This is a genomic window from Baaleninema simplex PCC 7105, from assembly GCF_000332355.1.
GTDB lineage: Bacteria > Cyanobacteriota > Cyanobacteriia > Cyanobacteriales > Geitlerinemataceae > Baaleninema > Baaleninema simplex.
Window position 1 is genome coordinate 3253936 of the sequence record NZ_KB235958.1, and the last position, 12971, is coordinate 3266906.

9 protein-coding genes and 2 pseudogenes are annotated in these 12971 nt (G+C 50.6%); 5 read left to right on the forward strand and 6 right to left on the reverse strand.

The features are described 5' to 3' along the window. Positions 1 to 272: pseudogene (locus GEI7105_RS37465) on the forward strand (transposase); the annotation flags it as partial. A gap of 231 nt (positions 273 to 503) precedes the next feature. Next, positions 504 to 2150 (forward strand): transglutaminase-like domain-containing protein, encoded by a 1647-nt coding sequence (locus GEI7105_RS0116665; RefSeq protein ID WP_017661569.1) that lies wholly within the window; start codon positions 504 to 506, stop codon positions 2148 to 2150. 51 nt (positions 2151 to 2201) lie between these two features. Here GEI7105_RS0116665 and GEI7105_RS30965 read toward each other — a convergent pair. The 6 genes and pseudogenes from GEI7105_RS30965 to GEI7105_RS30980 form a co-directional block, all read right to left on the reverse strand. Continuing rightward, positions 2202 to 2941: pseudogene (locus tag GEI7105_RS30965) on the reverse strand (IS4 family transposase); the annotation flags it as partial. Between the two features lie 147 nt (positions 2942 to 3088). After that, a complete protein-coding gene (locus tag GEI7105_RS30970) occupies positions 3089 to 4591 on the reverse strand; it encodes a GGDEF domain-containing response regulator (protein WP_035492558.1) in 1503 nt (500 codons plus the stop codon). After that, on the reverse strand, positions 4588 to 5736 hold the full coding sequence (locus GEI7105_RS0116680; RefSeq protein WP_017661571.1) for a sensor histidine kinase: 1149 nt from the start codon (positions 5734 to 5736) through the stop codon (positions 4588 to 4590). Before GEI7105_RS0116680 ends, GEI7105_RS30970 begins: the two co-directional genes overlap by 4 nt. 259 nt (positions 5737 to 5995) lie before the next feature. Next, the gene (locus GEI7105_RS40515; protein WP_017661572.1) at positions 5996 to 6124 is read right to left on the reverse strand and encodes a hypothetical protein; all 129 of its coding nucleotides are present in this window, start codon (positions 6122 to 6124) and stop codon (positions 5996 to 5998) included. 8 nt (positions 6125 to 6132) lie between these two features. After that, positions 6133 to 7206 carry a M23 family metallopeptidase gene (locus GEI7105_RS40520; protein ID WP_281167001.1) on the reverse strand — a complete coding sequence of 358 codons (1074 nt, stop codon included), beginning with the start codon at positions 7204 to 7206 and terminating at the stop codon, positions 6133 to 6135. Between the two features lie 437 nt (positions 7207 to 7643). Beyond that, positions 7644 to 8453 (reverse strand): biotin--[acetyl-CoA-carboxylase] ligase, encoded by an 810-nt coding sequence (locus GEI7105_RS30980; RefSeq protein ID WP_017661574.1) that lies wholly within the window; start codon positions 8451 to 8453, stop codon positions 7644 to 7646. A 166-nt stretch (positions 8454 to 8619) separates the two neighbouring features. Between GEI7105_RS30980 and pgeF the strand changes: the two genes are divergently transcribed. The 3 genes from pgeF (at position 8620) to GEI7105_RS0116715 (ending at position 12760) form a co-directional block, all read left to right on the forward strand. Further along, on the forward strand, positions 8620 to 9417 hold the full coding sequence (pgeF, locus tag GEI7105_RS0116700) for a peptidoglycan editing factor PgeF (protein ID WP_017661575.1): 798 nt from the start codon (positions 8620 to 8622) through the stop codon (positions 9415 to 9417). Positions 9418 to 10142: 725 nt separating this feature from the next. Beyond that, positions 10143 to 11108, forward strand: coding sequence for a glycosyltransferase (locus tag GEI7105_RS0116710; RefSeq protein WP_017661577.1), 966 nt, complete (start codon positions 10143 to 10145; stop codon positions 11106 to 11108). Positions 11109 to 11179: 71 nt separating this feature from the next. Then, a complete protein-coding gene (locus tag GEI7105_RS0116715; RefSeq protein ID WP_017661578.1) occupies positions 11180 to 12760 on the forward strand; it encodes a class I SAM-dependent methyltransferase in 1581 nt (526 codons plus the stop codon). Positions 12761 to 12971: the final 211 nt, after the last annotated feature.

The following is a 12971-nucleotide window of genomic DNA, read 5'->3' on the forward strand; positions in this document are numbered from 1 at the left end:
GTCTCAGCGGACCGCCTTTAGGAAGACCTCCTAAAAACCTCAAGCCGAGAAGCCAAAAAACAAGACCCAGGAAGATGAGCGCATTCGTAATGCAATCGAGGGGAAATTTGGACAAGCCAAAAGAAGATTCAGCTTAAGTCGTGTTATGGCTAAACTGCCTAATACTTCGGAAACCTCCATCGCTCTGACCTTTTTAGTGTATGAACCTGGTGAAGCTGCTGAGGCAGTTTTACTGTCTTTTTTTGTGTTCAATTTTTCCCAAACTTTCATAATTTTGTCGTAGAAATATTATTGTAACTTATAAAGTGGACGAGTTAAGTCAATTCAGATTTATACCTTGAGTAAGACGGCTTCTTGTTCATTTTCCACCCCCAGCTTTTGATAACTTTTTCAGCAAACCCTAGTTACGATCGAAGTTCGCCGACAGTGCTAGGGTAATCTTTAACGTTCGACTCAAGCGACCAGTTTCGGTCGATCGGAATCCACGACTAGCGATCGCGCCCATGACGACCAATCCCTGGCTAAAGACCCTTCGACCTCACGGCGTTTACGCCCTCCACGGCTTAACGGCTACCGACAACACCCTCGTCGCGGTCGATTCCGTGCGCGGCTATCTCGTCAGCCTCGATCCAAAAACCGACGATACCCGCGTTCTCAACCCTCACAACGCCGGGGATTTCGTGGGAGCAGCCGGACTTTGCCTGTGGGAAGAAACGCTTTGGTTCAGCCGAGGCGACACCGTTTATTACTGTACCCTCGACGACTTCACACCCCAGCGGTTCGTTACCCTACCCTATGCCGTTCAAGGTATCGCTGTATACGGGCCGGCCGTTTACGTCACCTGTCAAAAAGAATCCTACATTTACGTTTTCAGTCGCGAGACGAAACGGGAAATCACGCGGTTTTACGCTCCCGGCGTCGGGGTCGAAAACCTCTGCGTGCGCGGCGAAGAACTCTGGGTCTCCGATACCATCGAACAAACCGTGTACTGTATGGATCGCGGCACGGGATCGATTCTATTCAGCTTGCTAACGCCGTTTCCGTCGCCGACTGCGTTAACGTTTTACAACCATCCCGAACTCGAGGAGAGCGTCCTCTACGTCGCTTATGCGATGGAAGAACCCTACATTCGCGACGATCCCAACTCCGCCAACCCCTATCAACTCACGTTTCGCGATCGCACCTTCGTCCATCCCCTACACGTCTACCACAACCCTGACAAACACTACACCCTCTCGAACGGCTATCTCATCGAAATGTCCTACGTCGAGGAACTTTCCCCCCTCGATCCGGTAGAGTTAGAAGCCTTAGAATGGCACATTGCCCTTCCCGTCGAGACGCCCCGTCAAAGCGTCCGACATCTCGAACCCGTGGGACTGCCTTTTGAAACCCGCGTTATCGACGAACAGCCGATTGCCGTCTTTCAGTTCGATCGCCTCAAACCCCACGAAGCCCGAATTTTTGGATGGAGAGCCATCTTAGAAGTGCGGGGCATTAAATATCACTTCAAACCCCGCGACGTAGACGATTTACCAGAAATGCCGCCGGAATACCAACAGCGGTATCTGGTGGATAACGATAACTTGGCGATGGATACTGAAACCGTACAACGGGCAGCCCGCAACGCGATCGGCACTGAAACCAACCTGTTACGCCAAGTTCTCAACATCCGCGATTACGTCTACGATCGCCTCGAATACGGCATCAAACCCCACATCGACACCCCCGACATCGTCCTCAAACGAGGAATGGGATCTTGCGGCGAGTACGTCGGGATTTTACTGGCACTGCTGCGACTCAACGGTATCGCTTGCCGAACCGTCGGACGTTACAAATGCCCCGATCGTGCCGAATCTCGAGAAGTTGCGCTACAACCGGACTTCAACCACGTTTGGCTGGAGTTTCTCATTCCAGGCTACGGTTGGATTCCCATGGAATCGAACCCAGACGATATGCACGATCGCGGTCCTCATCCCCTGCGGTTTTTCATGGGGTTAGCTTGGTATCACATCGAACTCGTTAAAGGGGTGAAGTTCGAGAGTTTAGTTCGCGACGGCAAACGCATCCCTAAAGAAGAAGTGTCCTTGGGCGATTTGGCTATCAACCACGTGCGCTTCCGCATTTTGGAAGAATTACCCCCCAAGCGGTGATGGAGAAGCACCCACATCCTTCGCAAAGGCTTCAAAGACTACATTGTAACGACGTTTCCAATAAACGCCGAGATTAAGAGCGCGAACTGGTTCTTCTTTGTTGACATTAACGTTTTCAAAGAAGTGATACTGTCCCGGTTGAAAGCCTCGGTGTTTTAAGGCTTGGCATCGAGTCTTGGCATCCGCCACATAGGTACTTTTCTTCTGTCGCAATACAGCGTCCGCACCTCGCTTCCTGAGCCAGTCTGCCAGTTTAGCACTCTGAATTCTCGGTCGCCTACTACCACCACTGGATAAGGTTTTAATAGCTTCAATACCGGCGCTAATATTTTTTGCTGTTGCCTCAAGGAACTGCTGCCTAATTGGGGTAATAACTCCCAATAGACCGGTAAAGCATGAGTCCCCCAAATTAGAGACACCATGAACAAATTCCGGCCTCTCCATTGAGTTCGGTCAAGGACGACCACCAAATATTTTCGAGACTTTAAGGTGAGTTGAGGACGCGCTCGTCGCTGTTCCCGATTGAGGTGGTTGCCGCGATATTCAGCTTTCAGCCACCTCTTGATAAGGGGAAACCATAACAACTTGGCACTCAACTGAGGCAACTTCAGAAATCGTTGCAAGCTGGTGACGCGACTGTCGTATTTTATCGGTTGAGGAAAGAACTGCGCTAACGTCGATAATTTGACTTGCCGATGCATTTGCAGTATCCAGACCAGCCACTTTAAGATCCCAATTTGCTTCTCATTGAGATGGATGCGCAGAAAATCTTGGTAGAATGTCGGTAGCATTTTTTTGTTGGGGTGGCCGCAAACGCCACCCTCTTTTTTGGGACTCCTCTATTCTCTCAAACAATTGTCCCGTCTGGCTTCCGTCTACCTTGTCACCCTCTCAGGCGAATTTTATACGGAAACAGATTCCATATTAGACGTTTATCTTCAACGCATCTTGTGTTTTAACGTCTGACTCGATCGCGCGCAGTTGCGACCTCCAGCTTTCGCCTCGTACAAAGCAACATCGGCGGTGGCGATCAAAGAGGCCGGTTGCACTCGTGGCTGGGGAATTTGAGTCCCCACTCCCGCACTCAAAGTCACGACCGGACATACTGACGAGCGGACGTGAGGAATTTGCAAACTGACAATTCGATCGCAAATGGCTTTAGCTAAATATAACGCCGCTCGAGCGTCAGTTTCGGGCAAAATAACGGCAAACTCTTCCCCACCGTAGCGAGCGACGACATCGCTGGCACGGTTGACGACACAGCTAATCGTCTCGGCCACTTTTTGCAGGCACTCGTCCCCAGCTAAATGACCGTAACAATCGTTAAACCGCTTAAAAAAATCCACATCGCATAAAATCAGCGAAAGAGGCAACTTTCCTCTAGCACACCGTCGCCATTCTCGCTCGAGAATTGTGTCGAAATGGCGGCGGTTGGCCACCTGCGTTAAACCATCTAAAGATGCCAGCAGTTGCAGTTCGCGATTGGTCGATTCTAAAGTCTGATAGAGCTGAATTTGCTGGATACCGATCGCCAGTTGCTTGGCAATCTGTTCGAGAAGGTCGATCTCTGTCGGGTGCCACTGCCGCGACTCGCGACAGTGATGTGCGACGAGAAATCCCCACAGTACTGTTTGAGATGGGGTATCTTCGAGGCGGCGATCGTTAATCCAAACAGGTATAACGAGCTTCGCTTTCACCGCGAAAGTCTGACATAACTGTTCGGGCCAGACATCGAACACTGTTAAATCGACGATCGATCCTTCGGGATCGCGCAGGGCGAAAATAGGAGGGTTCCCGATACGCCATCCCAAGGTCGAAGTACAATTGCTCGAACGAGATTCGACGAGTACGGTCGTGCCGCCATCAGGCGTACAGTGTTGAACCAACACGCGATCGCAGTGCAGAACCATCCGTACTTCATCGACCGTCGTTTGTAAAATCTCACAGAGATCGAGCGATCGGTGAATGCGTTCGGCAATGCTGCCGAGAAGTTGTTCGCGTGCCAGTTGTTGCTTTAAGGCCGCCTCGGTCGTTTGTAAACGAATCAGGGTCTGCTTGCGTTCGATGGCATAGCGCACCGCTCGTAACAGCCATTCCGCCTGGAAATTCCCCTTCACCAAATAGTCTTGAGCGCCTTCTCTCAAGGCGGCGATCGCGGTCGTTTCGTCGTCGAGTCCCGTTAACACGACAATGGGGATTTCCCCTGCAATATCGTTAGCTTGCCGCAAGGTCTCGAGTCCGTAACTGTCAGGTAAGTTGAGGTCGAGTAAAATAGCATCGAACGATCGCCGCGCGACGGTCTCGATCGCCTCGCCCAAGGTTTCGACGACGACGAGCTGACAGGGACAGATCGACCCGCGTTCGAGTAGCTTACCGATGAATTTAACATCGGCAGGACTGTCTTCAACGAGTAACACCTGTAAGAGTTGTTGGTTCATCATGGACGTGTTGCGGTCGAGGAATCTTTCGGAAGCGTCCAAAAAAATGTCGTTCCCTGGCCGAGTTCCGATTCGACCCAAATTCGTCCGTCGTGACCTTCGACAATCCGCTGGCAGATGGCCAGTCCGATGCCCGTACCGGGATACTGTTCGTGACTGTGTAGGCGTTGAAAGATTTTAAAAATTCGGGCGAAGTCTTCGGACTCGATACCGATGCCGTTGTCGGAGATACTAAAGCACCACTCTCCATTAATAGCTTTAACACTAATGTAAACGTGAGGCGTTACGGTCGGTCGTCGGTAGTGAAGGGCGTTTTCGAGAAGGTTTTGAAACAAGCGGATCAGTTGGAGTTCGTTGGCCTTCACAGTCGGTAACGCTTCAAACTCGACGATCGCGCCGCACCGGTCGATCGTTTCTTTGAGGTTGTCGAGAACGATTTGGAGGACTCGATTGCAGTCGGTTGGCTCGAACGTACCGGAGTCGGTATCGAGTTGCGAATATGCCAGTAGGTCTCGGATCAGTTGCTGCATCCGTTTGACTGCCCCGACAATACGTTCGAGATAGTGCCGAGCTTGGGGATCGAGGCGATCGCCGTACTGCAACTCGAACAACTGTACGTTGGCAGTAATGCTCGTTAACGGTTGCTGGAGGTCGTGGGACGCAACGCAGGCGAATTCTTCGAGGTCTCGGTTCGAGCGTTGCAGCTCTCGGTTGAGTTGGCGCAGGCGATCGAAGATCTGCTGTCGTTCGATGGCGTACTGAATCGCTCGCCGCAGCCAAGGACCGCGAATTTCACTTTTGACGAGGTAGTCTTGAGCGCCGTTACGAAGGGATTCGGCGGCAACTTCTTCGTTATCTAAACCCGTCAGGACGACGATGGGAATATCGGGGGCGTCGGCAGCAATGGTTGCGATGGTCTCGAGACCGACGCTATCGGGCAAACTGAGATCGAGCAAAATTGCATCGAAGGATTGCTGCGCGATCGCCCCTCTAGCGTCTTGCAAGGTTTCGACCCACGACAACTCGTACTGCACCCGTTCCCTCGACCCTCGCTCGCTTCCGCCATCGGCAGCAAGTAGTTTTCGCATGAGCTGAGCGTCAGCGGCGTTGTCTTCGACTAACAAGAGCTTGACGATTTTTCGTGTCATCGCGCCCGTTTACAAACGTCTGAAAAGTTCGCGACTCAACCCAATTACGTTTGACGCGAATTTCAGGTGTCGTTATCGCTGAGGTCGCTTCGTGCGCCATCGCACGAACTTGAGTGCAACTCTCCTGGGGATTTCCTTTATTGTATAGTTTCCCTCAAGATAATACATATTTTTGAATATTTTGAAAGCTATTTAATGAATCGTAAATTCACGCTTGACTTAGCCGTTTTACCTCGATCGACCCCTTACAACCCTCGATTCAGCGGGGCGATCGCCAGGGAACGACATCGACTTCCGTGTTCTCCCAATAGCAAAAGAGGCGGATCGAATCCGCCTCTAAACGAGCGATCGCCAAACGAACAGTTGCTCGAACACTGTCCGCTGACACCGAATGAACTATAAGGGCGCGGCTTCTTCGTTGCTCTCCGTATCGGTACGAGAGATTTGGAAACGCTCGATCGACTGTGCCAAAGCCACCTCTAACTGACGGCCGGGATCGAGAAACACCCAACCTCGCTCGGTTAACTGCTTCACCTCAAAGTGCAAATGCGGCCCGGTCGAATATCCCGTACTGCCCACGCGGCCGATGACTTGTCCTTGTTCGACGCGATCGCCCGGTCGCACCAACAACTCGGACATATGGGCGTAGAGGGTTTCTGCCGTGCCGTCGTTGTGTTCGAGAATCACCGTCAACCCGTATCCACCGAGCGCGTCGGCGACGGCGACTCGTCCCGTAAACGCTGCCAACACGGGCGTTCCCAAGGGTGCAGCGATATCCGTCCCCGTGTGGAAACGACGGGTTCCCGCGATGGGATGGTGTCGCCAACCGAAAAACGAGCTGATCGGTGCCGGAATCGACAGGGGGAAAATCAAGTGAGTGTCGCCGTTCCCCATCTGTCCGAAGGGACGCACAGCCATGTCTCGTAAAATCTGCGCTTCCATCTGGGCATAGTTGAAATCTGCCGACGGTAAACTCGAGGGATCGACCCCCGGCACGTTGGCGGCGATGGGAGCGAATCCTGACGGTTGTGCTTGGGAAATGGGCGTCGGCATCACGTCTTGATACGCCACGGGTGCTGAATCCCATTGAGATTCCGGTAACTGTTGTTGAGATGGGGAGGCCGGAGGACAAAAGCTGCCAGGGACAGCTTGTCCGCGCGATACCGCCGCTTCGCATCCAGTCGATCGCTCCTCGAACACGACCACAGGTGCTTCGTCGGGTGTTGTCGCCCCCACGCTGTAATCGGTCGTGTCGATGTAGCTGTGTTGGGGGGGGAGTGTCGGACGCTCGAGCTGAGGTGGCGCGATCGGTTCGGGTGGGGCGATCGGCTCTTCATAAACGGGTGCGGGGTTTGCCGACGCTGGCGGCGCTTCAAATACCGCATCGGGTGCAACGCCTTTGTAGTCCGTGGTAGCGGAGGGAGCGGGTTCTCCCATATAAACGTCAGTTTTGGAGGGAGCTTTAGCCAACGCTGCGCTACTGCTGAGAAGGCTGAGGCTGCTAATCCAGCTTACGCTCCGCAGGAAAGGGAAACGGCGTGGGTTTGAAGGTGTCGAACGTTTGTGCATATCTTCCCGTTGAGTGCGATCCGAAAGGTCGGCGATGTGGCTTGGCGATCTGGGCGATCGGGCTTTGGGCTTAAATCTGAAAGTATAGTTATATAGTAACGTATCTCTTTACATTGGTTAATTATTGCAAAAGACTAATCCAAAGTGTAAAGCAAACTGTTTCCGATGTGGATCGGGAGGGGGAGAGGGGGAGAGGGGGAGAAACAGTTATCTGTTTGCTGTCTTCACTGTTGCCTGTTGCCTGTTGCCTGTTGCCTGTTGTTGCCTGTTGCCTGTTCCCCGTTCCCTGTTCCCTGTCTTCACTGGTGACTGGTGACTGGTGACTGGTGACTGTTCTCTCATCTCCTCATCTCCTCGTAAGGAATCCGGACGCGGCCTGGTGGAAGCTGGAGGTGGGTTCCGAGGCGGGTACGAACGCGGAGATAACCGTTGGGGGCAACGCCGATGATGGTTCCGGTGAGTCCGTCGATATCGATCGCGCGGTTGAGATGGGACAGAAGCTGCTGGTACTCCGGTAGAATTCTGTCGATGCCCTGGGTTCGGAGTTGGGACAGTCCGCGATCGATTCCCAACATCACTAAAGCTGCTAAGAACTCTAGCGAAAACGACGCCACGTCCGGGTTTTCGTGCCAAAACTGTTGTAAGTTAATCCCCAGTTTGGGAACTGGGTTACACCGGTTAATCCCGACGCCGACGACGGCTTGAGCGATGCGATCGCCTTTTAGACGCGTTTCTGTGAGAATTCCCCCGAGTTTGCGTCCGTTCAACAGCACATCGTTCGGCCATTTCAGCCATACCGGGATCGAGCGCGATCGCAGTATTGTCGCGATTCCCCACGCACTGGCCAGGGTAAGCTGGCCGCTGTAGCGCGTCGGAACCTCGACCGTCCAATAGGCCGACAGGTACAGTCCCCCCACTGAGGAGTCCCACTGACGAGACCACTGCCCCCGACCTGCTGTTTGACGGGCAGCGATTAAAACAGTTCCCGAGGGCGATCCCCCGTCAACCCGTTCCCACAGTAGGCGATTGGTCGAAGAAACTTCATCTAACACTTCGATCGCCAACCTGGACGGTGTGAATTCGTGGGTTTCCTGCAACACCGCTAACGCCGCTTCAATTCGCTCTATCGATGGCGCGATCGCCTTCACGTTTCAATATCTCCGCTCGCGATTTCTCCACACTGGGTCGGCGACCCAAACCCGGACTACGGTAACATGAAGTCAAGATAATTCAACAACAACTCAACGGTTTCACTTCGACTTCGCCCCTCCACGAAACCTTTCGCATCCGTTGTTTTTTATTACTTTTTTGAAAATGACCACTTGGCAATGGCAGACGTGGCAAGGAAAACCTTACTTAACTTGCAGTTTGCTCGACCCGTTTTCCCACGGCTTTTTTACACGGCAGTTTCGACCCGACACGCCTCGGGAGTTAGTGCGCGTTCTCGATGCTGAGGCGACGGCGTACCGAACCCAGCAAGTTCACGGTCGCGCGATCGCTCGTACTTGCCATCTCGAACCCCTCGCTTCAGAGACGGTGGCAAATTTACAACCCGCCGACGGTATTCTCACTCATCCTGACGGGAATACGAAAGAATCTGTGTGGGTTTGCAGTGCTGACTGTACGCCGGTTCTCATCGCGGACGTGCGGCGAGGGTGCGTCTCGGCGATTCATGCGGGATGGCGAGGAACGGCGGCGAAAATCGTTCCCGAAGCGATCGCGGCCTTTCGCGAGGGGGGAAGTCTTCACGAAGATTTGCGGGTCGCCTTGGGGCCGGCGATTTCCGGGGATCTGTATCAAGTTTCGTCTGACGTGGCGGTACGAGTGGGACGCTCGATCGTCGCCGTTCGCGACGATACCTCAGATGACGAGATTCTCCAGCAGGTTTCGACACTTCCCGATTCTCCAGTTTTACCGGATTCCGAACCGGGAAAAGTGCGCCTCGACGTGCGGCAAGCGATTCGCCTGCAACTCGAGCGCCTCAATATTTCTCCCGAACAGATCGCCGTATCTTCTGACTGTACTTATCAGCAAAGCGATCGCTTTTTCTCCTATCGCCGAACGGGAGAAAAGAAGGTTCAATGGTCGGGAATTGTCAGTCAAGGCAGCTAAGAACTGTCATAAATTCGTTGGGGTAGTCATACATTAAATCAAGTCAAGAGTTACGCATTTACGCAATTTGTAGGGTTAGCAATGCTCACCAACCTATCCATTTAGTGTGGTTTCGGTCGAACTGCGTCAGTCCTACAAATCTAAAAGGCAAGTACGATCGCCTTATAAAGCTATCGATACTGCGATCGCGATGTCTGTCTTACCTTCGTCGTATAATCGCCTACAGGTTTTTCAAACCCGTACAGACGTTGAATCAAAGTTAAAACCCCCCGAACTATCGAAAAATAAGTACATCGATCGCGTCGATTCAAGCGATCGTCGCCCAATTTAACAACTGGCACAGTTCGTCGATTTCTACCACAATATCTTCTGAAAATCTCGATTAATTCAAAATTATTGAGTCCTCGACTCCGCTCGGACTCAACGCTGAGCGGAGCCGAAGCGTTGAGAAACAGACTCTACTATCGAGAAGTGAGAACGAGACTTCAAGGGGTTCAGCTATTGGAATTTAAACTCGAATCAATTTTTCGAGGTTCTCAATCGGCGAATTTCAGACTATCTGGGTTTAGAAGTGACTCGTTATATTGGTTCTTTCAAGCAGCCTATAATTTCGATGTATTATCTTGTAGAGAGTGAATATTAGGTGCGCCAGTTTCACTCGATCGATCGCGTTGAGTTGCCAGCGTTGCCTGCGTTGGAGCTAACGGCTTTCCAGATTAGTAAAAATGGTTGATTTACGAGTCAGTGTCATCGTTCCAACTTATAACGGAGAGGCTTATATTCAGCTAGCGTTCGCCAGCGTTCTACATCAAACTTATCGCCACTGGGAACTCGTTGTAGTAGATGATGGTTCCACTGATGGCACTCGAGAAATTGTGACAGGATACGGCGATCGAGTCCGCTATTTCTATCAAGAAAATCAAGGAGTAGCGGCGGCTCGCAATCGCGGAATACGGGAGGCGAGAGGCGAGTGGGTGGCGTTTCTCGATCAAGACGATTTTTTTGTACTGGAGAAGTTAGCCGTGCAGGTAGCGGTTTTGGAGAAACAGCCTTCGGTGGGTATCGTGCATAGTGGTTGGCAGATCGTCGATCGAACGGGAAATATGGTTTCTTGCGTCGAGCCGTGGCACGGTATTCCTGAGTTAGATGTCGCGTCTTGGGTGTTGTGGAAACCCGTGTTTTTGGGGGCGATGCTGTTTCGTCGCGATTGGTTGGAGTTTGCGGGGGGGTTCAATTGCCGATTTCATCAAGCTCCGGATGTGGATTTGGTGCTGCGGTTGGCGTTGATGGGGTGTGAGGCGGTGTGGGTTCCCCAGACGACGGTGGGGTATCGCCAGCACGATCGCAATGCGTCGCGGAATACACAGGTGCAAGTGTTGGAGTGCGAAGAAATACTCGATCGCCTGTTTGCACGATCGAATTTATCGGAGGAAATTCGACGGCTCGAACGTCAGGCTCGTTACAATAATTTAGTTTGGAGTGCGTGGCGGTTGTACTATACTGGCAAACTAGCAGATATGGCAAACTGCTTAGAGCGATCGTTGCGGTATACGTCGCGTTCTCGGACAGAAACGATTCTCGATTGGATCGGGTGGTTTAGGCAGTATAGTTTAGAGTATGGTTGTCAGTTCGATGCTGCTGTTCTCGGTAACTCAGTGGAGTGGCGAGAATTGCTAACAGACTTCATGTAACGTATTTAAATAGTCTGAGCAGTGTTACTCAATATCGATCGTACAGCTTAGCATTAAAGTAGAAGTGTTTTATGACTAGCAATTCTGAAATGCAGTTTACAGGAGAACGCTACGTTCCGGGCGTCCATGGAATCATCCGCTACGAACACTTACACCGCTATGCTCTAGCTCGTCAATTAGCTCAAGGGAAACGTGTATTAGACATTGCATCTGGAGAGGGGTATGGTTCGGCAATAATTGCGGAAACAGCCGCTAGTGTTGTTGGCGTTGATATTGACATTGATTCTATTGAGTTTGCTTCTGATAAATATCGTGATATCGATAACTTAGAATTTATCGTTGGTTCGTGTGATGCTATTCCTTTAGCAAGTCAATCTATCGATCTCGTTTCCTCATTTGAAACACTCGAGCACCACGACAAGCATGAAGAAATGCTCAGCGAAATCAAGCGCGTTTTGATTTCAGATGGTATTTTTATCGTCTCTTGTCCAAACAAGTTAATTTATTCTGATAAACCGAACTATAAAAATTCTTTTCATGTTAAGGAACTATACGACTATCAGTTTGTTAGTCTTCTCAACCGATATTTTAAAAACGTTCGGTTTTTCGGCCAGCGAATTGCAGCGGGATCTTTTATTTTGCCGTTTCGAGAAAAAAACTCCGATCGTATCAGCGTCTATACTCAACATGATGTTGAAGCGAGACACACCAAGCTGTTATCAGATCCGGTTTATTTAATTGCAGTTTGCTCTGATGTCAGTGAAATCGATCTAGACATTGATAAGCTATCTGAATCTGTTTACCTCGATTCTATTGATGATATTTTTGGTCTTGTTACTGGAGAGCTTGAGTTAGTAAAATCTAAACTTAATCAGACAGAAAGTAATTGCCAGCAGTTTCAGGAAGAGTTAGAGGTTGCAAGGCAGGAACGACAGCAGCTTGAGGCGGAGTTAGAGGTTGCAAGGCAGGAACGACAGCAGCTTGAGGCGGGGTTAGAGGTTGCAAGGCAGGAACGACAGCAGCTTGAGGCGGAGTTAGAGGTTGCAAGGCAGGAACGACAGCAGCTTGAGGCGGAGTTAGAGGTTGCAAGGCAAGAGCGGCAACAACTTGAGAGCAAGTTGAGTATTACTCGTGAGGATGCTCGAGATTGGCAAATCAAGTGTCACGAAACAGAGGAAATTCTGGAACAATATCAATCTCACCTTCAGCAAACTGAGGAAGTTTTGGAACAATTTCAGGCGCAGTTGAAAGAGACGGAACAGCTTCTAGAGGAGTCCACCGCTCAACGGAATCAAACTCGGAAAGAACTAGAAAACTATAAAGCTAAATGCGATCGGCTTCAATTTAAAGAATCTCTGTTAACCTCTTTCAAAAATCAGGATAAGAAGCAACATTACAAACTCTTAGTATTGGATGCCTGGTACGCTTATCAAAGCCAGGATACAAAAAAAATGACTGATTGCTTGAAAAAATCGCTACAGATCTCGTCTTTATCTCGAACAGAAACTATCCAAGACTGGATCGGAATTTTTTCTGAAATTGCATCAAGAAGCAGTTGCCAGTTAAATCTTCGAGACTTAACAAGTTCGATAGAATGGCAACAGCTTGTGCATTATTTAACAGCCGCAAAACCTATAAAAGTTAGGGACTAAAAATCATTTAATAGACTATAGTGGGAGTATCTTATCTTACAGCGTGCATGCATTGCAAAAATGTAAATCTATAGAAGAGAATAAGGGTTTCAGCCTCCAATCCTCATGTTTTTGCAAAACTGAGATGCACTCTACAGCGTTTTCCAATCTGATGATGTACAGATTCATAACTGAAGTCCTTACGTAGCAAGAAATCCTCATTAAATCTGCT

Excerpts from the sequence above, each read along its gene's own strand:
- GEI7105_RS0116665 (WP_017661569.1), top strand. The coding sequence starts at position 504 with ATGACGACCAATCCCTGGCTAAAGACCCTTCGACCTCACGGCGTTTAC.
- GEI7105_RS30970 (WP_035492558.1), bottom strand. The coding sequence starts at position 4,591 with ATGATGAACCAACAACTCTTACAGGTGTTACTCGTTGAAGACAGTCCT.
- GEI7105_RS0116680 (WP_017661571.1), bottom strand. The coding sequence starts at position 5,736 with ATGACACGAAAAATCGTCAAGCTCTTGTTAGTCGAAGACAACGCCGCT.
- pgeF (WP_017661575.1), top strand. The coding sequence starts at position 8,620 with ATGACCACTTGGCAATGGCAGACGTGGCAAGGAAAACCTTACTTAACT.
- GEI7105_RS0116710 (WP_017661577.1), top strand. The coding sequence starts at position 10,143 with ATGGTTGATTTACGAGTCAGTGTCATCGTTCCAACTTATAACGGAGAG.
- GEI7105_RS0116715 (WP_017661578.1), top strand. The coding sequence starts at position 11,180 with ATGACTAGCAATTCTGAAATGCAGTTTACAGGAGAACGCTACGTTCCG.